General features: G+C 71.1%; 15 protein-coding genes. 8 read left to right on the top strand and 7 right to left on the bottom strand.

Going from position 1 to position 21,586, the window contains the following annotated elements:
* Positions 1-35 precede the first annotated feature (35 nt).
* From AB0E88_RS33735 to AB0E88_RS33725, 3 genes are all read left to right on the top strand, one after another.
* Positions 36-974 (top strand): ComF family protein, encoded by a 939-nt coding sequence (locus AB0E88_RS33735; protein WP_361638539.1) that lies wholly within the window; start codon positions 36-38, stop codon positions 972-974.
* A gap of 315 nt (positions 975-1,289) precedes the next feature.
* The gene (gene raiA, locus AB0E88_RS33730) at positions 1,290-1,982 is read left to right on the top strand and encodes a ribosome-associated translation inhibitor RaiA (protein WP_361638537.1); all 693 of its coding nucleotides are present in this window, start codon (positions 1,290-1,292) and stop codon (positions 1,980-1,982) included.
* Between the two features lie 204 nt (positions 1,983-2,186).
* A complete protein-coding gene (locus AB0E88_RS33725; protein WP_361638535.1) occupies positions 2,187-2,936 on the top strand; it encodes a response regulator transcription factor in 750 nt (249 codons plus the stop codon).
* Positions 2,937-2,988: 52 nt separating this feature from the next.
* On the opposite strand, the gene AB0E88_RS33720 is transcribed toward AB0E88_RS33725, so the two are convergent.
* Complete coding sequence (locus AB0E88_RS33720) at positions 2,989-4,179, bottom strand: crosslink repair DNA glycosylase YcaQ family protein (RefSeq protein ID WP_361638533.1); 1,191 nt, start codon at positions 4,177-4,179, stop codon at positions 2,989-2,991.
* Positions 4,180-4,265: 86 nt separating this feature from the next.
* Positions 4,266-4,844: a GNAT family N-acetyltransferase gene (locus AB0E88_RS33715; RefSeq protein ID WP_361638531.1), complete on the bottom strand. Its 579-nt coding sequence runs from the start codon at positions 4,842-4,844 to the stop codon at positions 4,266-4,268.
* 281 nt (positions 4,845-5,125) lie between these two features.
* On the opposite strand from AB0E88_RS33715, the gene secA reads away from it, so the two are divergent.
* Complete coding sequence (gene secA / locus AB0E88_RS33710) at positions 5,126-7,936, top strand: preprotein translocase subunit SecA (RefSeq protein WP_361638529.1); 2,811 nt, start codon at positions 5,126-5,128, stop codon at positions 7,934-7,936.
* 179 nt (positions 7,937-8,115) lie between these two features.
* Here secA and AB0E88_RS33705 read toward each other — a convergent pair whose 3' ends face one another.
* Positions 8,116-8,682 carry an Rv3235 family protein gene (locus tag AB0E88_RS33705; protein ID WP_361638527.1) on the bottom strand — a complete coding sequence of 189 codons (567 nt, stop codon included), beginning with the start codon at positions 8,680-8,682 and terminating at the stop codon, positions 8,116-8,118.
* A 285-nt stretch (positions 8,683-8,967) separates the two neighbouring features.
* Here AB0E88_RS33705 and AB0E88_RS33700 point away from each other — a divergent pair, with 285 nt between their 5' ends.
* Positions 8,968-9,483: a hypothetical protein gene (locus tag AB0E88_RS33700; protein ID WP_361638525.1), complete on the top strand. Its 516-nt coding sequence runs from the start codon at positions 8,968-8,970 to the stop codon at positions 9,481-9,483.
* A 57-nt stretch (positions 9,484-9,540) separates the two neighbouring features.
* Entirely contained in the window at positions 9,541-10,209 is a 669-nt protein-coding gene (locus AB0E88_RS33695) for an HAD family hydrolase (protein WP_361638523.1), read from the top strand.
* A gap of 3 nt (positions 10,210-10,212) precedes the next feature.
* On the opposite strand, the gene AB0E88_RS33690 is transcribed toward AB0E88_RS33695, so the two are convergent.
* Positions 10,213-10,779: a DJ-1/PfpI family protein gene (locus tag AB0E88_RS33690; protein WP_361638522.1), complete on the bottom strand. Its 567-nt coding sequence runs from the start codon at positions 10,777-10,779 to the stop codon at positions 10,213-10,215.
* Between the two features lie 963 nt (positions 10,780-11,742).
* On the opposite strand from AB0E88_RS33690, the gene AB0E88_RS33685 reads away from it, so the two are divergent.
* Positions 11,743-16,695: an NAD-glutamate dehydrogenase gene (locus AB0E88_RS33685; RefSeq protein WP_361638520.1), complete on the top strand. Its 4,953-nt coding sequence runs from the start codon at positions 11,743-11,745 to the stop codon at positions 16,693-16,695.
* Positions 16,696-16,769: 74 nt separating this feature from the next.
* Here AB0E88_RS33685 and AB0E88_RS33680 read toward each other — a convergent pair whose 3' ends face one another.
* The 3 genes from AB0E88_RS33680 to AB0E88_RS33670 all read right to left on the bottom strand — a co-directional run bounded on the left by AB0E88_RS33680 (position 16,770) and on the right by AB0E88_RS33670 (position 20,282).
* Positions 16,770-18,422, bottom strand: a complete 1,653-nt coding sequence (locus tag AB0E88_RS33680) for a protein kinase (RefSeq protein ID WP_361638518.1) — start codon at positions 18,420-18,422, stop codon at positions 16,770-16,772.
* A gap of 104 nt (positions 18,423-18,526) precedes the next feature.
* Positions 18,527-19,357: an ABC transporter ATP-binding protein gene (locus tag AB0E88_RS33675; protein ID WP_361638553.1), complete on the bottom strand. Its 831-nt coding sequence runs from the start codon at positions 19,355-19,357 to the stop codon at positions 18,527-18,529.
* A 7-nt stretch (positions 19,358-19,364) separates the two neighbouring features.
* Positions 19,365-20,282, bottom strand: coding sequence for an ABC transporter permease (locus AB0E88_RS33670; RefSeq protein ID WP_361638516.1), 918 nt, complete (start codon positions 20,280-20,282; stop codon positions 19,365-19,367).
* A 159-nt stretch (positions 20,283-20,441) separates the two neighbouring features.
* Between AB0E88_RS33670 and AB0E88_RS33665 the strand changes: the two genes are divergently transcribed.
* Positions 20,442-21,065: a TetR/AcrR family transcriptional regulator gene (locus AB0E88_RS33665; protein ID WP_361638515.1), complete on the top strand. Its 624-nt coding sequence runs from the start codon at positions 20,442-20,444 to the stop codon at positions 21,063-21,065.
* Positions 21,066-21,586 lie beyond the last annotated feature (521 nt).

Genomic DNA, 21,586 nt, shown 5'->3' with positions numbered 1-21,586 from the left:
TGGCCGGGGCCTCGCGGGCTTGGCACAGTGGTCCCATGCGGGGGTGGTGGCAGGACCTCACCGACCTGGTGCTGCCGGTCGAGTGCGCCGGCTGCGGGCGGCCCCGTGCGGTGCTCTGCCCCGAGTGCCGTACGGCGCTGAGCGGGGCCGTGCCGTGCCGGGTGCGGCCGGAGCCGCAGCCGCCGGGCCTGCCGGCCGTGCACGCGGCGGCGCCCTATGCGGACGAGGTGCGGGCGCTGCTGCTCGCGCACAAGGAGCGGGGCGTGCTGGCGCTCGCCAGGCCGTTGGGCGAGGCGCTTGCGGCGGCGGTGCGGGCCGGGCTCGGACAGGGCGGCACGCCGGGTGACGCGGCGGCGGTGCGGGCCGGGCTGCGGCAGGTCGGGGCGTCGGGGGACGCGCCGGCGGTACGGCCCGGGCTTCGGCGCACCGGGGGGCCCGCGGACGCGGGGGCGGGCGGATGCGTGCTCCTGGTGCCGGTGCCGTCGGCGCGTGCCGCGGTGCGGGCGCGCGGGCACGACCCGGCGCGGCGGATCGCGCTGGCGGCGGCCGGTGAGCTGCGCCGGGGCGGGATGCCGGTCCGGGTGGCTGCGGTGCTGCGGCAGCGGCGGGCGGTGGCCGACCAGGCGGGGCTGGACTCCCGGGAACGGCTGGCGAATCTCTCCGGTGCGCTCGCTGTCGTACCCGGTGGCGGGCGGCTGCTCGCGCAGGGCCCGGTGGTGCTCGTCGACGATCTGATGACGACCGGCGCCTCGCTCGGTGAGGCGGCGCGAGCGGTGCGTGATACCGGCGTGTCGCCCGTGTACCCGCGAGCCGTCGGGGAAGGACGAGAGGAACGCGAAGCCGCTGTACCGGAAGGGAGACCGGATCGGGCGCACGTGAGGTGGGGAATGCCGGACGAGTACCGCGCGGGTCGTGTCGTCTGCGCGGCGGTGGTCGCGGCATCTCCTGATGCTTTCGAAATAAACCGGAACTGATCGAGAACTTCTGTCGTTGCAGGTAATGAGGGGTCAATTCACCTGAAGGGAGGTACACGTCAGGAGAGGGTGACGACATCCGGCCGGGCGAGATATGTTCGGTTGTGAGGGAAAGCCGCAGGCCATGCCCCTCGTTTCCGAATGCCGTGCCGCGGGTTTTGAGTAATCATCCGCAGCACAGGGGGTGTAGATCTTGCCCATGGGGGAGGAGGAGGTGAAAGTCACCGAGTCCGAGGTTCCGGGCCACACCGGAGCCTGGTGCAAAAGGGAGATGCCCCGCCGGTGAAGCGGGGTGATCCGGGAACGGAGTTCTGCGTGGACATCGTCGTCAAGGGCCGCAAGACCGAGGTGCCCGAGCGGTTCCGGAAGCACGTGGCCGAGAAGCTGAAGCTGGACAAGATCCAGAAGCTCGATGCCAAGGTGATCAGCCTCGACGTCGAGGTGTCCAAGGAGCCCAACCCCCGACAGGCCGACCGCTGCGACCGGGTGGAGATCACGCTCCGCTCCCGCGGTCCGGTGATCCGGGCGGAGGCGGCTGCCAACGATCCGTACGCGGCACTCGACCTGGCGGCGGAGAAGCTGGAAGCCCGGCTGCGCAAGCAGCACGACAAGCGGTTCACCCGCCGCGGAGCCAAGCGGATCAGCGCGGCAGAGGTCCCCAACCACGTCCCGGGCGTCGCGACGCTCAACGGGAACGGCCATCCCGTCCCGCCGGAAGAGCCGGACAGCGTGCCCACCAAGAAGATCGGTTCGCTCGAGGTGCAGGGCGACGGCCCCCTCGTCGTACGCGAGAAGACCCACGTCGCCGCCCCCATGACACTCGACCAGGCCCTCTACGAGATGGAACTGGTCGGCCACGACTTCTACCTCTTCGTCGACTCCGAGACCAAGGAGCCCAGCGTCGTCTACCGGCGCCACGCCTACGACTACGGCGTGATCCACCTCAGTACCGACACCATGGTCACCGAGGCGCCCTCCCCGGACGCGGGCGGTTCGCTGGGCGGTTGACCCTCCGTACGACAGCCGGGCCGGTGCCCCTGGAGCGCGGCGTGCGCCCCCAGGGGCACCGGCGTGCGACCCTGCGCCCACCGCTGCGTCACCGCGTTGTCGCCGAGGCATGGAATCATGGCCGCAACGGCTCAACCGGTGGGTCGTTGCCTTGGGTTGGCGATGGCACAGGACCACAGGCCACAGCCTTCAGGGGGAGGAACGATGGCGGACACCTTCGGACCGATGCGGGACGAGGACGCCGATGACGGCGTCGTCGGCATGAGCCCGGGCACGGCGGGCTCCGCACGCAGCGAGCCGATCAGAGTCCTGGTCGTGGACGACCATGCCCTCTTCCGCCGCGGCCTGGAGATCGTGCTCGCGGCCGAGGAGGACATCCAGGTCGTCGGCGAGGCCGGGGACGGCGCCGAGGCGGTGGAGAAGGCCGCCGACCTGCTGCCCGACATCGTGCTCATGGACGTCCGCATGCCCAAGCGCGGCGGCATCGAGGCCTGCACCTCCATCAAGGAGGTGGCCCCCAGCGCGAAGATCATCATGCTGACGATCAGCGACGAGGAGGCCGACCTCTACGACGCGATCAAGGCGGGCGCGACCGGCTATCTGCTCAAGGAGATCTCCACCGACGAGGTGGCCACCGCGATTCGCGCGGTGGCCGACGGCCAGTCGCAGATCAGCCCCTCCATGGCCTCCAAGCTGCTCACCGAGTTCAAATCGATGATCCAGCGCACCGACGAGCGCCGGCTGGTACCCGCGCCGCGGCTCACCGACCGCGAGCTGGAGGTGCTCAAGCTCGTCGCGACCGGGATGAACAACCGCGACATCGCCAAGGAGCTGTTCATCTCCGAGAACACCGTGAAGAACCATGTGCGCAACATCCTGGAGAAGCTGCAGCTGCACTCCCGGATGGAGGCCGTGGTCTACGCGATGCGGGAGAAGATCCTCGAGATCCGCTGATTGTTCCGGCGGACCCTGCCGCTGATCGCTCGACTGACCGCTGCCGTGTGCGTCAGGCCGTCAGCCGGGCCAGTTCGGCGACCAGCGGCTCGCGCAGCTCCGGCGCCTCGACACGCTCCACGCGTACGTCCGTGCAATCCACCCACGACGCCGCCTCCACCAGGGCCTGGGCGACCGCCGCGATGGCCTTCTTCCCGTCCACGGTGACCTGCTTGGCGACCAGCGTGGCCCCCGAGCGCGCCGGGTCGACACGGCCGACGAGGCGGCCACCGGCCAGGACCGGCATCGCGAAGTAGCCGTGGATCCGCTTGGGCCGCGGCACGTAGGCCTCCAGGCGGTGGGTGAAGCCGAAGATCCGCTCCGTGCGCGCCCGCTCCCAGATCAGGGAGTCGAACGGGGACAGCAGCGTGGTGCGGTGCCGGCCGCGCGGCGGGGTCTCCAGGGCCGCCGGGTCCGCCCAGGCGGGGCGGCCCCAGCCCTCCACCGTCACCGGCACCAGACCCGAGTCGGCGATCACCGCGTCCACCTGCTCGCCCTTGAGCCGGTGGTAGTCGGCGATGTCCGCGCGCGTGCCCACGCCGAGGGCCTCGCCCGCCTGGCGGACCAGACGGCGCACGCACTCGGTGTCGTCCAGCTCGTCGTGCAGCAGCTCCGCCGGGATCGCGCGCTCGGCGAGGTCGTAGACGCGCTTCCAGCCGCGGCGGGTCACGCAGACCACCTCGCCGTACATCAGCGCGCGTTCGACGGCGACCTTGGTGCCGGACCAGTCCCACCAGTCGTTCGTCTTCTTGGCGCCGCCCAACTCCGTCGCGGTCAGCGGGCCGTCGCTGCGGAGCTGCTTGATCACCTGGTCGTAGGCGCCGTCGGGCAGCTCGTGGCCCCAGTGCGGGCGGTTGCGGTAGGCGCGGCGGCGGAAGGCGAAGTGCGGCCACTCCTCGGCGGGAAGGATGCACGCCGCGTGCGACCAGTATTCAAAGGCGTGCGCGTCCGTCCAGTAGGCCTGCTCGACGGTCGTGCGGCCCACCGCGCCGAGGCGGGCGTAGGGGACGAGCTCGTGCGAGCGGGCCAGGACGGAGATGGTGTCGAGCTGGACCGCGCCGAGGTGACGGAGAACACCGCGGACGGCCGCGCCGGGGCCCGTGCGGCGGGCGTACGACGGCGTGCCGAGGAGGCCCTGGGCGCGAAGGGCGATGCGGCGGGCCTCGTCTGCGGTGAGCTCTGCTGTGGGGCGCGGGGTCGTCATGGTCGGCACGATAGGGGTGGGGACTGACAGGGGGGAATGACCTGGGGTTTCTCGCCGGGTGCGGCGGATGCTCGGGCGGTGCGCGGCTACGCGGGCTCCGCGCGGGCCGGCAAGTAGGGCGCCGTGGAGGGCAGGTCGAGGTCCGAGGGGAGCAGGGAACCCACCCAGCAGTCCCGGCGTACGCCCTTGTTGTTGAGCGCGGAGCGAAGGGTGCCCTCGATGGTGAAGCCGGCCCGTTCCGCCACCGCGCGGGAGGCGTGGTTGCCGACCTCGGCCCGCCATTCGACGCGGTCGACGGCGAGGTGGGTGAAGGCCCAGCGGGTGGCGGCGACGGTGGCCTCGGTGAGATAGCCGTGGCCGCGGTGCTCCTTCGCCGCCCAGTAGCCGACCTCCGCCATGCCCAGGGAACGCATCGTCAGGGCGAGCATGCCGGTCAGCTCACCGCCGGGCAGGAAGACGCCGAAGGTGCACATCGAGGCGTCGGCCCAGCCCTCCCGGACCGTCTGCTCGGTGAAGGCACGCGCGTGCTCCGGGAGGTAGGGCGAGGGGATGGTCGTCCAGCGCTGGATGTCCGGGTCCTGCGCGGCGGCGTACACCGCGTCGGTGTCCTGCGGGCCCACCGTGCGCAGGACGAGGCGGTCGGTGGCGAGCGTGACGGGTTCCATCGGCCGATTCTGCTCGGGCCGGTCCGTGACCGCCATCCCTTTGCTCCGGGTGAGCGGGCGATCACATTTCGCGCAATTCGTCGGCGGCATCCGGCACCATCGGCGCGGCTCGGCCGTTGTCCCCTTTGAAGGAGATTTGAAGCAGAGCAGAGAAGGAGCGGACGGTCCTCGTCACGGCAGGCCTCCCGGCGCGGCGGGGTCCTCGCATACGATGGCCGTTGCTCAGTAAGTCAAGTGGTAACCGACCGTCCCAGGCCCGACCGGCAAGGAGACCAACCCCCGTGTCCGTCCTCTCGAAGATCATGCGTGCAGGCGAAGGCAAGATCCTGCGCAAGCTGCACCGCATCGCGGACCAGGTCAACTCCATCGAAGAGGACTTCGTCGACCTCTCCGACGCCGAGCTGCGGGCCCTCACCGATGAGTACAAGCAGCGGTACGCCGACGGCGAGAGCCTGGACGACCTGCTGCCCGAGGCGTTCGCCACGGTCCGCGAGGCCGCCAAGCGCGTCCTCGGCCAGCGCCACTACGACGTGCAGATGATGGGCGGCGCCGCCCTGCACCTCGGGTATGTGGCCGAGATGAAGACCGGTGAGGGCAAGACCCTCGTCGGCACCCTGCCCGCCTATCTGAACGCCCTGTCCGGCGACGGCGTGCACATCGTCACGGTCAACGACTACCTGGCCGAGCGCGACTCGGAGATGATGGGCCGCGTCCACCGCTTCCTGGGTCTGTCCGTCGGCTGCATCCTCGCGAACATGACGCCGGCCCAGCGCCGCGAGCAGTACGCGTGCGACATCACCTACGGCACGAACAACGAGTTCGGCTTCGACTACCTGCGCGACAACATGGCGTGGTCGCAGGACGAACTGGTCCAGCGCGGGCACAACTTCGCCATCGTCGACGAGGTCGACTCCATCCTCATCGACGAGGCCCGTACGCCGCTGATCATCTCCGGCCCCGCCGACCAGGCCACCAAGTGGTACGGCGACTTCGCCAAGCTGGTCACCCGCCTCAAGCGCGGCGAGGCCGGCAACCCGCTGAAGGGCATCGAGGAGACCGGCGACTACGACGTCGACGAGAAGAAGCGCACGGTCGCCATCCACGAGTCCGGCGTCAGCAAGGTCGAGGACTGGCTGGGCATCGACAACCTCTACGAGTCGGTGAACACCCCGCTGGTCGGCTACCTCAACAACGCCATCAAGGCCAAGGAACTGTTCAAGCGCGACAAGGACTACGTCGTCATCGACGGCGAGGTCATGATCGTCGACGAGCACACCGGCCGTATCCTCGCCGGCCGCCGCTACAACGAGGGCATGCACCAGGCGATCGAGGCGAAGGAAGGGGTGGACATCAAGGACGAGAACCAGACGCTCGCCACGATCACCCTGCAGAACTTCTTCCGCCTCTACAACAAGCTCTCCGGCATGACCGGTACGGCCATGACCGAGGCCGCGGAGTTCCACCAGATCTACAAGCTCGGCGTGGTCCCGATCCCGACCAACCGCCCGATGGTCCGCAAGGACCAGTCGGACCTCATCTACCGCACCGAGGTCGCGAAGTTCGAGGCGGTCGTCGACGACATCGCCGAGAAGCACGAGAAGGGCCAGCCGATCCTCGTCGGCACCACGTCCGTCGAGAAGTCCGAGTACCTCTCGCAGCAGCTCAGCAAGCGCGGCGTCCAGCACGAGGTGCTCAACGCCAAGCACCACGAGCGCGAGGCGCAGATCGTCGCCCAGGCGGGCCGCAAGGGCGCCGTGACGGTGGCCACCAACATGGCCGGCCGTGGTACGGACATCAAGCTGGGCGGCAACCCCGAGGACCTCGCCGAGGCGGAGCTGCGCCAGCGCGGCCTCGACCCCGAGGAGCACATCGAGGAGTGGGCCGCGGCCCTGCCCGAGGCGCTCAAGCGCGCCGAGCAGGCCGTCAAGGCCGAGAAGGAAGAGGTCGAGAAGCTCGGCGGCCTCTACGTGCTGGGCACCGAGCGGCACGAGTCGCGGCGGATCGACAACCAGCTGCGCGGTCGTTCCGGCCGTCAGGGCGACCCCGGCGAGTCCCGGTTCTACCTGTCGCTGGGTGACGACCTGATGCGGCTGTTCAAGGCGCAGATGGTCGAGCGCGTGATGTCGATGGCGAACGTCCCCGACGACGTGCCGATCGAGAACAAGATGGTCACCCGCGCGATCGCGTCCGCGCAGGCGCAGGTGGAGACCCAGAACTTCGAGACGCGCAAGAACGTCCTGAAGTACGACGAGGTGCTCAACCGCCAGCGCGAGGTCATCTACGGCGAGCGGCGCCGCGTCCTGGAGGGTGAGGACCTGCACGAGCAGATCCAGCACTTCATGGACGACACCATCGACGCCTATGTGCAGGCCGAGACCGCCGAGGGCTTCCCGGAGGACTGGGACCTGGACCGTCTGTGGGGCGCCTTCAAGCAGCTCTACCCGGTCAAGGTGACCATCGAGGAGCTCGAGGAGGCGGCCGGCGACCGGGCGGGTCTCACCGCCGAGTTCATCTCGGAGTCCATCAAGGACGACATCCACGACCAGTACGCGGCGCGCGAGGAGCAGCTCGGCTCCGAGATCATGCGGGAGCTGGAGCGCCGGGTCGTGCTGTCGGTGCTGGACCGCAAGTGGCGTGAGCACCTGTACGAGATGGACTACCTCCAGGAGGGCATCGGCCTGCGCGCGATGGCCCAGAAGGACCCGCTGGTCGAGTACCAGCGCGAGGGCTTCGACATGTTCACCGCGATGATGGACGGCATCAAGGAGGAGTCCGTCGGCTACCTGTTCAACCTGGAGGTCCAAGTCGAGCAGCAGGTCGAGGAGGTTCCGGTCGAGGACGTCGTGCCGGCGGCCGGTGTCCAGGACGCGGTGCCGGCGCAGGCGGGCGCCTCGCGTCCGGAGATCCGGGCGAAGGGGCTGGACGCGCCGCAGCAGCGGAACCTGCACTTCTCCGCGCCGACCGTGGACGGCGAGGGCGGGATCATCGAGGGTGACCTGCCGACCGACGAGGACGGCGTGCGGTCCGAGACGGACGGGCTCACGCGGGCGGAGCGCCGCAAGCAGCGGGGTGGGCGTCGCCGTAAGAAGTGACGTGCGCCGCGCGGTGTTTGCCGGGTGACGTGAGGTGAGGGGCCGGGTACCTGTCGGGTGCCCGGCCCTTCGTCGCTCTTCACCCGGTCGTTCGTCGCCCTCCGGTCTTCCTCCCTCCCGTTCTTCCCCCACCCGCTCTTCCCCCTCCCGTTCTTCGCCTTGGCTTCTTCGCCCTCGGGTCAGTCCGTGTCCGGGCGGCGGGGGCCGCCGGTGTCGACTGCTGTGCAGCGCCAGCGCTGGTCCTGGCCGCGTTCCAGGCGGAAGGCCAGGGCGCTCAGGCGGTTGCCCGTGGTGATGCGGGCGAAGACCTCCAGGGCGTCGGGGTGGACCTCGTAGTAGCCGAGGTCGTGGACGACCGGTTGGGGGCCGCGTGCGGTGCGCAGGGGGCCGCGTTCGGCGAGCCAGGCCAGTTCGTCGTAGGCGCGGCCCCGGGTGTGGCCGAGCATGAAGTGGACGGGGCGGCGGCCGGTGAGGACGGCGAGGAGGCGTTCGGCGAAGAAGTCCGTGGGGACGAGGGCCGGCGGGGTCGTCGGGGTCGTTGGGGTCGTCGGCGGGCGGGTGTCCGTGGGCCGGATGCGGGCGCGGGGGGTGCGGCCCGGGCCGGCCGGTGGCCGGGCGCCGGACGCCGTGCGGGGCGGGGTGCCGCCCGGGGTGCGCGGGGGAGTGCCGCCCGGCCTGGTGGCCTCGCGGCGGCCGGTCGGGCGGGTGCCGGAGCGGCGCTGCAGCCTGGTCATGACCTTGTTCATACGTGTCCCCGTTTCACGGCGAGCCGGTCGATACCGCTCGGTAACTTGGTGTCACGGATCTTGTACGGCTGGTGAGGGCCGGGCAAGGGACGGATCCGCCGCCGAGGGCCGGGCGCAGGTTCACTTATCCGGGTGACGTGGTGCGGCCCGACCCCGTCGCGGGGCGGGCGGTGGAGAGTGAACCGGCGGACAGGGATGGACGCCTCCGAGCCTGGGGACAGAAACCCGAAAGAGGACCGCCCCACGTATCCTGAAGTCCCTTTGACCACGAGAAAGCGGCCGGCCATGCGCGTCTACGTCCCCCTGACCCTCCCCGCGCTCGCCGAGGCGTACAAGGCGGGTGAGCTGGGGGCCGGCGAGTCGGTGACGGCGTACGCGGTCACGCCCGGGCTGCGCGAGTGGTACGTCTCCGACGACATCGAGGAACTGGAGTACGCGGCGCTGAGCCGGGCCGCGCTGGCGTCGCTGAGGCTGCTCGCGGCGGACCCGGGCGCGGCGCGCCGGCGGGTGGTCGTCGCCGTGGACGTGCCCGACGGCGCGGCGAGCGCCGACCCCGGCCGGGCGCTGGACCCGGCGGCGCTCGGCGAGGTGCGGGTGAGCGGGGTCGTGCGGCTGGCCAAGGCGGCCGCGGTGCACGTGGACGCGGACGACGCCGAGGCGGACGTGACGGCCGCGGCCCAGGCGCTGCCGGCGGCGGACGACGGGGACGACGACGCGCAGTTCGTTGTGGACGGCGCCGAGGACCATGAGCTGCTGTGGTACGCCACGCAGGAGATCCCGAACCTGGTGCAGGGTGTCTGACCTGCGGTGATCACCGTCAGTCCCCGATTGTCAGTGGGTGCGGGTACCGTTTTTGGCATGGGGATGCGAGGAGCGTCGCACATTGTCTGGGACTGGAACGGCACGCTGTTCCACGACAATGAGGCGATCATCGGGGCGACGAACGCGGCGTTCGGCGAGCTGGGGCTCGAGCCGATCACGCTCGAGCAGTACCGCGCGCTGTACTGCGTGCCGGTGCCGAAGTTCTACGAGCGACTGCTGGGCAGATTGCCCACGGACGCCGAGTGGGAGCTGATGGACGGCATCTTCCACCGGTACTACGCGGAGCACCGCATACGGTGCGAGCTGACCGTGGGCGCGGCCGAGCTGCTGGCCGGGTGGCGGTCGGCGGGACACAGCCAGTCCATCCTGAGCATGTACGGGCACGAGGACCTCGTCCCGCTGGTGCGGACCTTCGGTATCGAGGAGCACTTCCTGCGGGTGGACGGGCGTACGGGGCCGTCCGGCGGCAGCAAGGCCGAGCACATGGTGCGGCATCTGAGTCTGCTGACGGGCGTGGACCCGGCGCGCACGGTGGTGATCGGGGACGCCGCCGACGACGCGGTGGCCGCGCGGCACGCCGGGGCACAGGCGGTGCTGTACACCGGCGGGTCGCACAGCCGGGCCAGCCTCGAAGGGGTCGGGGTGCCGGTGGTGGACACGCTCGAGGAGGCCGTCGAGGAGGCCCGGCGCATAGCGGCGGCCTGACGGTCAGGTCACGGGGGCCTTCGCGCGCAGCACCGTGAGGAACTCGCGCATCCAGGTCGGGTGGTCCGGCCAGGCACGGGAGGAGACCAGGGTGCCGTCGACGACCGCCTCCGTGTCCTGGAAGGTGGCGCCGGCGGACTGCATGTCCAGCTCCAGGGCCGGGTACGAGGTGACCCGGCGGCCCCGCAGGCCGTCGACGGCGGCGGTGATGAGCGGGCCGTGGCAGATCTGGGCGACCGGCTTGTCGGTGTCGAAGAAGGACTTGAGGATCTTGCGGAGTTCGGGATCGTTGCGGAGGTACTCCGGGGCGCGTCCGCCCGGGATGACGACGGCGGCGTAGTCACCGGGGTCGACCTCCGAGAACGCGAGGTCGGCGGGCCAGGTGTAGCCGGGCTTTTCGGTGTAGGTGTCGAAGCCCTCTTCGAAGTCGTGGACGACGAACTGGAGCTTCTTGCGGGTGGGGGCCGCGATGTGGACCTCGTAGCCCTCCTCGATGAGGCGCTGGTAGGGGTAGAGGACCTCCAGGGACTCTGCTGCGTCGCCGGTGACGATGAGGATTTTGGCGGGCATGTCGGCTGCGCTCCCCTCGGGGCAGTGGCTTCCAAGGGCAACGTGCCTCGCGCGGGCGCCCTTGCCAAGGGGGACGCGCCGGATTGCGTCGCGGATTCCACGGCGGCGACGGACGCCGTCCCTTGGCCGGGTGGCTTGCCGGGCGGGGGTCGGCCGCTCCCTAGGGCCCGCCGCGGGCCCCGAGGCGGCACGCAGGCGCACTGCGGGCGGCTTGCATGTCGCCCCCGGCGGCGGGCAGGCGCGCCCTGCGGGGAGCTGCCGCTCCCGCGTGCAACTCTCGGCCTGCGGGCCGTCGCTCCCCGCAGGCGCTCCGCATGCAGCTCGCGGCAGGCGGGGACTGCCGGCCCCCGGGGAGGGCAGGCGTGGGTGGCTGCGCGCCACCACAGGCGCAGGGCCTCCGTTGCCTCCTGTCGCGGCCGGCGCCGTCCGGTGAGACGGGTTGCCCACGGCGGCCGGGCGAGGTCCGTGGGGCCGGCGGCGGCCGAACGCTTGCGCGGTGCGGATTTCGTACCTACGTCACGCTCCGCCCGCCGGCCCCTGTGCAGAACGTCAAACTTCGACCCCTGGATTTGTACACATACGGCTCATGACGGGCCCCCGGTAAGGAGCGATAGCCTTGTGGCGTGATCAGCGCGATAGCTCGCGGGGGCAGTGTTGCCCCTGCCCTGCGCCCGGCGTGCACGGACGACATCCGTGACCGGGCGGCGGTCGCTGGTCTTCACGGGCGGGTCGGGGCCCCCAGGGCTCCCAGGACGCCGGACACATCCCTGAAGCAGGCGGCACGCGAAACGGCGTCCCGTGTTGCGGGTGTGTTGAACATGGCCGATATCCCCCCACTCATCTCACCTTGCGGCATAGCGTCGGAACAGACCGGACACCCCGCGTCTCGGCGTCACGTCGGAAGGCCGGAGACCGTACTTCCTTCTACGTCACGCAACGGCGCGCGACAGGAGCCAGAGGACAATGCAGACCAAGCTGGACGAAGCCAAGGCCGAGCTGCTCGAGAGGGCGGCCCGGGTCGCTGAGAACAGCCCGGTCGGGGGGCACCTTCCGACCGGGGCGACGGCCGAGGGCTCCCCGGACACCCCGGGCACGGGCACCTCGGACCGGGAGACCGTACTCGCGTTCCTCCAGCGTTACTACCTGCACACCGCGCCCGAGGACCTCGCCGACCGCGACCCGGTCGACGTCTTCGGTGCCGCCCACTCGCACTACCGCCTGGCCGAGAACCGCCCCCAGGGCACGGCGAACGTCCGCGTGCACACGCCGACCGTCGACGAGAACGGCTGGACGTGCAGCCACTCCGTCGTCGAGGTCGTCACCGACGACATGCCCTTCCTCGTCGACTCGGTCACCAACGAGCTCACCCGGCAGGGCCGCGGCATCCACGTCGTGATCCACCCGCAGATGGTGGTGCGCCGCGACCTCACCGGCAAGCTGATCGAGGTCCTCACCACCCCGCCGTCCGGCGACCTGCCGCACGACGCGCACATCGAGTCCTGGATCCACGTCGAGATCGACCGCGAGACCGACCGCGGCGACCTCAAGCAGATCACCGCGGACCTGCTGCGCGTGCTGTCCGACGTGCGTGAGGCCGTCGAGGACTGGGAGAAGATGCGGGACGCCTCGGCCCGCCTCGCCGACGGCCTGCCCTCCGAGTCCCGCCCCGACGACCTGCCCGAGCAGCAGGTCGAGGAGGCGTGCGAGCTGCTGCGCTGGCTGTCCGACGACCACTTCACCTTCCTCGGCTACCGCGAGTACCAGCTGCGCGAGGACGACTCCCTGGCCGCCGTCCCCGGCACCGGCCTCGGCATCCTGCGCTCCGACCCGCACCACGCCGACGACGACCAGCACCCCGTCAGCCCCTCCTTCGAGCGGCTGCCCGCCGACGCCCGCGCCAAGGCGCGCGAGCACAAGCTGCTCGTGCTGACCAAGGCCAACAGCCGCGCCACCGTGCACCGGCCGTCGTACCTCGACTACATCGGTGTGAAGAAGTTCGACGCGGACGGCAACGTCGTCGGTGAGCGCCGCTTCCTCGGCCTGTTCTCCTCTGCCGCCTACACCGAGTCCGTGCTGCGCGTGCCGGTCATCCGCCGCAAGGTCGACGAGGTCCTGCAGCTCGCCGGGTTCTCCCCGAACAGCCACGACGGACGCGACCTGCTCCAGATCATGGAGACCTACCCGCGCGACGAGCTGTTCCAGACGCCGGCCGAGGAACTCCAGGCCATCGTCACGTCCGTGCTCTACCTCCAGGAGCGCCGCCGGCTGCGGCTGTACCTGCGGCAGGACGAGTACGGCCGCTACTACTCGGCGCTGGTCTACCTGCCCCGTGACCGCTACACCACCGGGGTGCGGCTGCGGATCATCGACATCCTCAAGGAGGAGCTCGGCGGCACCAGCGTCGACTTCACCGCCTGGAACACCGAGTCGATCCTGTCCCGGCTGCACTTCGTCGTCCGGGTCGCGCCGGGCACCGAGCTGCCGGAGCTGAGCGACAGCGACAAGGAGCGCATCGAGGCGCGCCTGGTGGAGGCGGCCCGCTCCTGGGCGGACGGGTTCTCCGAGGCGCTGAACGCCGAGTTCGGCGAGGAGCACGCCGCCGAGCTGCTGCGCCGCTACAACAACGCCTTCCCCGAGGGCTACAAGGCCGACCACAGCCCGCGCTCCGCGGTCGCCGACCTCGTCCACCTCGAGGCGCTGGGCAAGGAAAAGGACTTCTCCCTCAGCCTGTACGAGCCGGTGGGCGCGGCCCAGGACGAGCGCCGCTTCAAGATCTACCGCAAGGGCGAGTCCATCTCCCTGTCGAAGGTGCTGCCGGTGCTGGCGCAGCTCGGCGTCGAGGTGATGGACGAGCGGCCCTACGAGCTGCGTTGCGCGGACCGGTCCGTGGCGTGGATCTACGACTTCGGCCTGCGCATGCCGAAGGCGGCGGGCGGCGGCGACTACCTCGGCGACGACGCCCGTGAGCGCTTCCAGGAGGCCTTCGCCGCGACCTGGACCGGCAAGGCGGAGAACGACGGCTTCAACGCCCTCGTGCTGAGCGCCGGGCTGACCTGGCGGCAGGCCATGGTGCTGCGGGCGTACGCGAAGTACCTGCGGCAGGCCGGCTCCACCTTCAGCCAGGACTACATGGAGGACACCCTCCGCAACAACGTCCACACCACGCGGCTGCTGGTCTCGCTGTTCGAGGCGCGGATGGCGCCGGAGCGGCAGAAGGCCGGACTCGAGCTGATCGACGCCCTGCTGGAGGAGGTCGACGCCGCGCTCGACCAGGTGGCCAGCCTCGACGAGGACCGCATCCTGCGCTCCTTCCTCACCGTCATCAAGGCGACCCTGCGCACCAACTTCTTCCAGAAGACGGACGCGGGCACGCCGCACGCGTACGTGTCGATGAAGTTCGACCCGCAGGCGATCCCCGACCTGCCGGCGCCGCGCCCGGCGTTCGAGATCTGGGTGTACTCGCCGCGTGTGGAGGGCGTGCACCTGCGCTTCGGTAAGGTCGCCCGCGGCGGTCTGCGCTGGTCCGACCGGCGTGAGGACTTCCGCACGGAGATCCTCGGCCTGGTCAAGGCGCAGATGGTGAAGAACACCGTCATCGTGCCGGTCGGCGCCAAGGGCGGCTTCGTCGCCAAGCAGCTGCCCGACCCGGCCGTGGACCGCGACGCGTGGCTGGCCGAGGGTGTCGCGAGCTACAAGACGTTCATCTCGGCGCTGCTCGACATCACCGACAACATGGTCGCGGGCGAGGTCGTCCCGCCCAAGGACGTTGTGCGGCACGACGAGGACGACACCTACCTGGTGGTCGCCGCCGACAAGGGCACGGCGACGTTCTCCGACATCGCCAACGACGTCGCGCAGTCGTACAACTTCTGGCTCGGGGACGCCTTCGCCTCCGGTGGCAGCGCGGGCTACGACCACAAGGGCATGGGCATCACGGCCCGCGGTGCCTGGGAGTCGGTCAAGCGGCACTTCCGCGAGCTGGGCGTGGACACGCAGAGCGAGGACTTCACGGTCGTCGGCATCGGTGACATGTCCGGTGACGTGTTCGGCAACGGCATGCTGCTGAGCGAGCACATCCGGCTGGTCGCCGCGTTCGACCACCGGCACATCTTCATCGACCCGACCCCGGACGCGGCGACCTCCTTCGCCGAGCGCCGCCGCCTGTTCGACCTGCCGCGCTCCAGCTGGGAGGACTACAACAAGGAGCTGCTGTCCCCGGGCGGCGGCATCTTCCCGCGCAGCGCCAAGTCGATCCAGGTCAACGCGCACATCCGCGAGGCCCTCGGTATCGAGTCGGGCGTCACCAAGCTGACCCCGGCCGAGCTGATGAAGGCGATCCTCCAGGCGCCGGTCGACCTGCTGTGGAACGGCGGCATCGGCACCTACGTCAAGGCCTCCACCGAGTCGAACGCCGACGTCGGCGACAAGGCCAACGACGCGATCCGCGTCGACGGCGCCGATCTGCGGGTCAAGGTCGTCGGCGAGGGCGGCAACCTGGGCGCGACGCAGCTGGGCCGGATCGAGTTCGCCCACCACGGCGGCAAGATCAACACCGACGCCATCGACAACAGCGCGGGCGTGGACACCTCCGACCACGAGGTGAACATCAAGATCCTGCTCAACGGCCTGGTCGCGGACGGCGACATGACCGTCAAGCAGCGCAACAAGCTGCTCGCCGAGATGACCGACGAGGTCGGCCGTCTCGTCCTGCGCAACAACTACGCGCAGAACACGGCGATCGCCAACGCGCTCGCCCAGTCCAAGGACATGCTCCACGCCCAGCAGCGCTTCCTGCGCCACCTGGTGCGCGAGGGCCACCTGGACCGGGCGCTGGAGTTCCTGCCCACCGACCGCCAGATCCGCGAGCGCCTCGCGCAGGGACAGGGCCTGACCGGCCCGGAGACGGCCGTGCTGCTGGCGTACACGAAGATCACGGTGTCCGAGGAGCTGCTGGCGACCTCGCTGCCGGACGACGAGTACCTGCGCGAGCTGCTGCACTGCTACTTCCCGAGCGCGCTGCGCGAGAAGTTCGCCGACCGCATCGACGGCCACCCGCTGCGCCGCGAGATCACCACCACCGTGCTGGTCAACGACACGGTCAACACGGGCGGTACGACGTATCTGCACCGGCTGCGCGAGGAGACCGGGGCGTCGCTGGAGGAGATCGTCCGGGCGCAGACCGCGGCCCGTGTGATCTTCCGCTCGGCGAACGTGTGGGACGCGGTGGAGGAGCTGGACAACAAGGTCGACGCCGCCGTGCAGACCCGCATCCGGCTGCACTCGCGCCGCCTGGTCGAGCGCGGTACGCGCTGGCTGCTCAACAACCGGCCGCAGCCGCTGCAGCTGCGCGAGACGGTGGACTTCTTCGCCGAGCGCGTCGAGCACGTGTGGCAGGAGCTGCCGAAGCTGCTGCGGGGCGACGACCTCGAGTGGTACGAGCAGATCTACGACGAGCTGACCCGGGCCGGCGTGCCGGACGAGCTGGCCACGCGGGTCGCCGGGTTCTCCTCGGCGTTCCCGACGCTGGACATCGTCTCGATCGCCGACCGCATGGGCAAGGAGCCGCTGGACGTCGCCGAGGTGTACTACGACCTCGCCGACCGCCTCGGCATCACACAGCTGATGGACCGCATCATCGAGCTGCCGCGCAACGACCGCTGGCAGTCGATGGCCCGCGCGGCGATCCGCGAGGACCTCTTCGCGGCGCACGCGGCGCTCACCGCGGACGTCCTGGCCGCCGGTAACGGCACGTCCACGCCGGAGCAGCGCTTCGAGCTGTGGCAGCAGAAGAACGCGCCGATCCTCGGGCGGGCCCGCACCACGCTGGAGGAGATTCAGGGTTCGGACGCGTTCGACCTCGCCAACCTGTCGGTCGCGATGCGCACGATGCGGACGCTGCTGAGGGCGCACTCGTAGTCGCACCCGCGCACAAGGGGGCGCCCCGGGCTCCTACGGGCCCGGGGCGCCCCCGTTTCGTGTGTCCGGGCCGGCTACCTCTGCTTGAAGAGGGTGAGCTTGGTGGCGTAGTCGGGGAGGTTGCCCGTGCTCGCGGTGACGGCGGTGACCTTCAGCATGGCCAGGTTGCCCTCGTCGGTCTCGGTGCACAGGACCGAGCCGACCGGGATCATGGTGCGCAGGTCCTTCGCGTCGATCTGGGTGGGCAGCACGTCGCCCCGGGCGCCCTCCAGGCACTGCTCGGGCGTGGTGCCCGCGCTCTTGCCCCAGGGCGTCTTGAAGCTCCAGTGGCCGCCCGCCACCTCGTCGAGCTCGATCTCGTTGCCCGATGTGATGTCCGACGTGGCGTGCACGTTGGGGATGTCCAGGTCGGCCTCGACGACGGCGGCCGGGCCCGGGGAGCGCAGGGCGAAGGTCCGGTCGGTGAACACGGCTGTGTACCCGGAGTCGGCGGCGGGGGACCCCGAGCCCGAGGCGGTCGGGTCCGGGCCGGGCGGAGGCGTGGCGGAGTGGGTGGGCTGCGCCGTCTGCTTGCCGTCCCCCTGCCCTTCGTCCGACGTGCCGTGCGAACGGGCCAGCGTCCACGTCACCACCACCGCGAGAACGACGGCTACCGCGGCGCCCGCGACGACGAGCCCGTTACGGGAACGCCGCGGGGCGGTGGGGGAGTACGCCGGCGGGGGCGGGCCCACGGTCGGGGCGCCGGCGAAGGTGGGACCGTGCGGCGGTGTCGGCCCCCGCGACCCACGGTCGGTGACCGTCGGCTCCGGCGGCGGGGTGAGCGCGGCCCGCTCCCGCGCGGCGAGGTCGGCGGCGAGCGGCTCGGGGAGCCAGCCGGTGAAGTCGTTCAGGGGGCGGCCCGCGGCCTGTTCGCACAGGGCGGCCAGTTCCTCGGTGCCGATGCGGGCGGCGGGGTCGGCAGCGAGGCAGCGCTGAAGGATCGGGCTCAGCCGCTCGTCGTAGCCGTCCAGGCGGGGCGGTCGTACGGCGGTGTTGGCGATCTGCGCGGCGAGGGTGAGGGCGCCGCCGTCGCCGTAGGGGTGGCGGCCGGTCGCGGCGACGGCGGCGATCAGGCCGAGCGAGAAGACGTCGGTGGCGGCCCCGACCGGCTCGCCGAGGGCGTGTTCCGGGGACATGAACTGCGGGGTGCCGATGACAGCGCCGGACACGGTGAGCTGGGTGGCGTCGGCGGCCCGGGCGATGCCGAAGTCGATGACGTAGGGACCCTGGTTGCTCAGCAGGATGTTGCTGGGCTTGAGGTCGCGGTGCACGATGCCGGCGGAGTGGATCGCGGTGAGCGCCCGCGCGGTGCAGCCGACGAGCTGCAGCACGGCCGGCAGCGGCAGCGGGCCGTGTGCCGCGAGGGCCTCGTGCAGCGGCAGGCCGGGGACGAACACGGAGGCGAGCCAGGGCCGTTCGCCGCTCGTGTCGTGGTCGACGACCGGGACGACGTGGTAGCCCTGGACCCGACGGGCCGCCTGCACCTCCTGCTCGAAGCGTGCGCGGAAGCCCGGGTCGCCGCCGAGGTCGCGCCGGATCACCTTCAGTGCGACGGGCTGGCCGCCGCGGGTCCGGGAGAGGTAGACGGTGCCCATGCCGCCCTCACCGATGCGGGCGAGCAGCCGGTACCCGGCGATCTCCCGCGGGTCCTCGGCCCGCAGCCGTTCCCCTGTCACGTCCGCCGCCATGCCGATCGCGCCCCCGTTCCTTGATCGTCGTGTGCGGCGAGGGTAACGGAGGGCGGGCCGGCGCCGCGCGCGGTTTCAAGTGCCGTGCGCCTCAGGGTCGTTGCTCAGAGGGGCTTGGGCTTCTTGCCGCCCTTGGTGAAGGCCTCGTACTCCTTCATGACCTCCTCCGTGGGGCCGTCCATGAGGAGTTCGCCGCGTTCCAGCCACAGCACGCGGCCGCAGGTCTCGCGGATCGAGGCGTTGCTGTGGCTGACGAGGAAGACCGTGCCGGCCTGCCCCCGCATCTCCTCGATGCGCTCGGCCGAGCGCTTCTGGAAGCGGGCGTCGCCGGTGGCGAGGGCCTCGTCGATGAGGAGGACGTCGTGGTCCTTGGCGGCGGCGATGGAGAAGCGCAGCCGCGAGCCCATGCCGGAGGAGTACGTGCGCATCGGCAGGGAGATGAAGTCGCCCTTGTCGTTGATCCCGGAGAAGTCGACGATCTCCTGGTAGCGGGCCTTGATCTGCTCGCGGGACATGCCCATGGCCAGGCCGCCGAGGTAGACGTTGCGCTCGCCGGTCAGGTCGCTCATCAGGGCCGCGTTGACGCCGAGCAGGGAGGGCTGGCCGTCGGTGTAGATGCGTCCGTTCTCCACCGGCAGCAGGCCCGCGACGGCCTTGAGGAGCGTGGACTTGCCGGAGCCGTTGGTTCCGACGAGCCCGACCGCCTCGCCCTTGTACGCGACGAAGGAGACGTTCTTCACGGCGTGCACCCGGCGCACGCCCGCCGCCTTCTCGGCCTTGCCGCGGCCCAGGATGCGGTTGAGGGCGGCGGTGGCGCTGCCCCGGCCGGCACCGGTGCCGTTGACCCGGTAGACGATGTCGACGTGGTCGACGACGACGGTGGGGGCCGGCGCGGAGGCGTCGCTCGGGCGGCTGTCGGACAGGATGTCGTTCACCAGGGTGTCAGCCACGGCCGTACGTCTCCTCTGCCTTCCAGAAGTAGATGAACCCGCCGACGCCTGCGAGCAGGGCCCAGCCCGTCGCGACCGCCCACACGTGCGGCGGCAGCTGGTTCGCGTGGAAGGTGTCGATGAGGGCGAAGCGGATCAGGTCGATGTAGACGGCGGCCGGGTTGCACTTCAGGGCGGTGAGGACCCAGTGCGGCAGGTCGTCGTGGCCGACCGTCTTCTGGATGCTCCACATGACACCGGAGACGTACATCCAGGTGCGCAGCAGGAACGGCATCAGCTGGGCGATGTCCGGGGTCTTCGCACCCATCCGCGCCATGATCATCGAAACGCCGGCGTTGAACGCGAACTGCAGGACCAGCGCCGGGACCAGCAGCACCCAGGACAGGGAGACGGGGACGCCGCAGCACAGCAGGATGACCAGCAGCGCCGCCATCGAGAACATCAGCTGCTGGAGCTGTTGGAGGCAGAAGGAGATCGGCAGCGCGGCGCGCGGGAAGTGCAGGGCGCGCACCAGGCCGAGGTTGCCGGAGATGGCGCGGGTGCCGGCCATGATCGAGCTCTGTGTGAACGTCCACACGAACACGCCGGTGACCAGGAACGGGATGTAGTCCGCCACGCCGTGCTTGGTGCCGAGCAGCACGCCGAAGATGAAGTAGTACACCGCCGCGTTCAGCAGGGGGGTCATCACCTGCCACACCTGGCCGAGCTTGGCCTGGCTGTACTGGGCGGTGAGCTTGGCGGTGGCGAAGGCGGTGATGAAGTGGCGGCGCGCCCACAGCTGGCGGACGTACTCCGGCAGGGAGGGGCGCGCGCCGCTGACCGACAGGCCGTGGCGGGCGGCGAGCGCCGCGAGGTCGATCTGGGCGGCCGGGTTCGAGGTCGGGGGCGGTGTGTCGAGGGCCTGGCTCACATCCGCTGCTTTCGTTCGGGGCGGGGGTCTTCCCGTCGTTCCTTACGGTTCTCTATCCGCTTTCTTACGTCGGAACGAGACCGTAGCGTCGTAACGCGAGCGTAGGCCCATCCGACGTCGGGACGCAACCGTTTCGTCGTGACGCCCTATGCTGGGCGTATGACGACGAACGCCGACGGGCCCCAGACGCCTGCGCGCCGCCGGGCTCCCGCCGGCGCCGCCGTACTCCGCGAGGACGTGACGGAGGCGATCCGCGCGGCTGTCTTCGAGGAGCTCGCGGCCGTCGGCTACGCGCGCATGTCCATCGAGGGCATCGCCCGGCGGGCGGGCGTCGGCAAGACGGCGGTGTACCGGCGGTGGCGCTCCAAACTGCACCTGGTGCTCGACGTGGTGTCGGCGCTGGCGGTGATGGGCCTGCCGGCGCCGGACACGGGCACGCTGGAGGGCGACCTGCGGCTGCTGTACCAGGTCACCTCGCGCGCCCTGCGCCACCCGGTGGCCTCGCAGATCATCCCCGACCTCCAGGCGGAGGCGGCCCGCAATCCGGACATCGCCGCGGCCATGCAGAAGACCCTGCGGGAGGGGCAGGAGGGCGTGGCCAGCGGCATCGTGGCGGCGGCGCGGCGGCGCGGGGAGATCCGCGAAGGCGCCGACGAGGACCTCGCCCTCGATCTGATCTCCGGCCCCCTGTACTGGCGCTCGGTCGTCATCCGCGGGCAGCTGCCGCGGGGCTACCTGGACGCGCTGGCCCGCACCACGGCAGCGGCCCTGCGGGCGCTGTAGGCACGGCGGCGCGTGCGGGTGCGGGTGCGGGTGCGTGGTGGCTGGTCGCGCAGTTCCCCGCGCCCCTTAGGTGTCCACGGTGGCCGACCGCCGGAACGGACCGCCAGGCCCGCACCCGGCCGGCGGGGGCCTCAGGGCCTGTGCGGGCACGTCGTGGCTGGTCGCGCAGTTCCCCGCGCCCCTAGGTGTCCGCGGTTACCGTCCGCCGTGGACGGACCGCCCATCCCGGGGCGCGGGGGCCCGTGCGGGCGCGTCGTGGCTGGTCGCGCAGTTCCCCGCGCCCCTTAGGTGTCCACGGTGGCCGACCGCCCGAACGAACCCCCCCGGCCCGCCCGCGCGCCCCGCACCGGAGCCGGAAGGGGCGACGGGCCGCAGGCGCGTACGGCGGGAAGGGGACGGGGTGGGGGGTGTCCGCCCGCAGCGGCCGGCACCGGGCAAGGGCGCCGTGTCAGGAACGGGCGGCCGGACCGAGGACGGACACCCCCCACCCCCCCCCCCCCCCACAACCCCCCCCACGCGCC

Origin of the sequence: Streptomyces sp. NPDC028635 (assembly GCF_040637635.1) — a bacterium.
In the GTDB taxonomy this organism is placed as follows: domain Bacteria; phylum Actinomycetota; class Actinomycetes; order Streptomycetales; family Streptomycetaceae; genus Streptomyces.
This window is presented reverse-complemented; position numbering and strand designations above follow the sequence as displayed.

Coding starts and splice junctions, on each gene's coding strand:
- AB0E88_RS33735 (WP_361638539.1), top strand. CDS start 36: ATGCGGGGGTGGTGGCAGGACCTCACCGACCTGGTGCTGCCGGTCGAG.
- AB0E88_RS33725 (WP_361638535.1), top strand. CDS start 2,187: ATGGCGGACACCTTCGGACCGATGCGGGACGAGGACGCCGATGACGGC.
- AB0E88_RS33720 (WP_361638533.1), bottom strand. CDS start 4,179: ATGACGACCCCGCGCCCCACAGCAGAGCTCACCGCAGACGAGGCCCGC.
- AB0E88_RS33715 (WP_361638531.1), bottom strand. CDS start 4,844: ATGGAACCCGTCACGCTCGCCACCGACCGCCTCGTCCTGCGCACGGTG.
- AB0E88_RS33705 (WP_361638527.1), bottom strand. CDS start 8,682: ATGAACAAGGTCATGACCAGGCTGCAGCGCCGCTCCGGCACCCGCCCG.
- AB0E88_RS33700 (WP_361638525.1), top strand. CDS start 8,968: ATGCGCGTCTACGTCCCCCTGACCCTCCCCGCGCTCGCCGAGGCGTAC.
- AB0E88_RS33695 (WP_361638523.1), top strand. CDS start 9,541: ATGGGGATGCGAGGAGCGTCGCACATTGTCTGGGACTGGAACGGCACG.
- AB0E88_RS33690 (WP_361638522.1), bottom strand. CDS start 10,779: ATGCCCGCCAAAATCCTCATCGTCACCGGCGACGCAGCAGAGTCCCTG.
- AB0E88_RS33685 (WP_361638520.1), top strand. CDS start 11,743: ATGCAGACCAAGCTGGACGAAGCCAAGGCCGAGCTGCTCGAGAGGGCG.
- AB0E88_RS33680 (WP_361638518.1), bottom strand. CDS start 18,422: ATGGCGGCGGACGTGACAGGGGAACGGCTGCGGGCCGAGGACCCGCGG.
- AB0E88_RS33665 (WP_361638515.1), top strand. CDS start 20,442: ATGACGACGAACGCCGACGGGCCCCAGACGCCTGCGCGCCGCCGGGCT.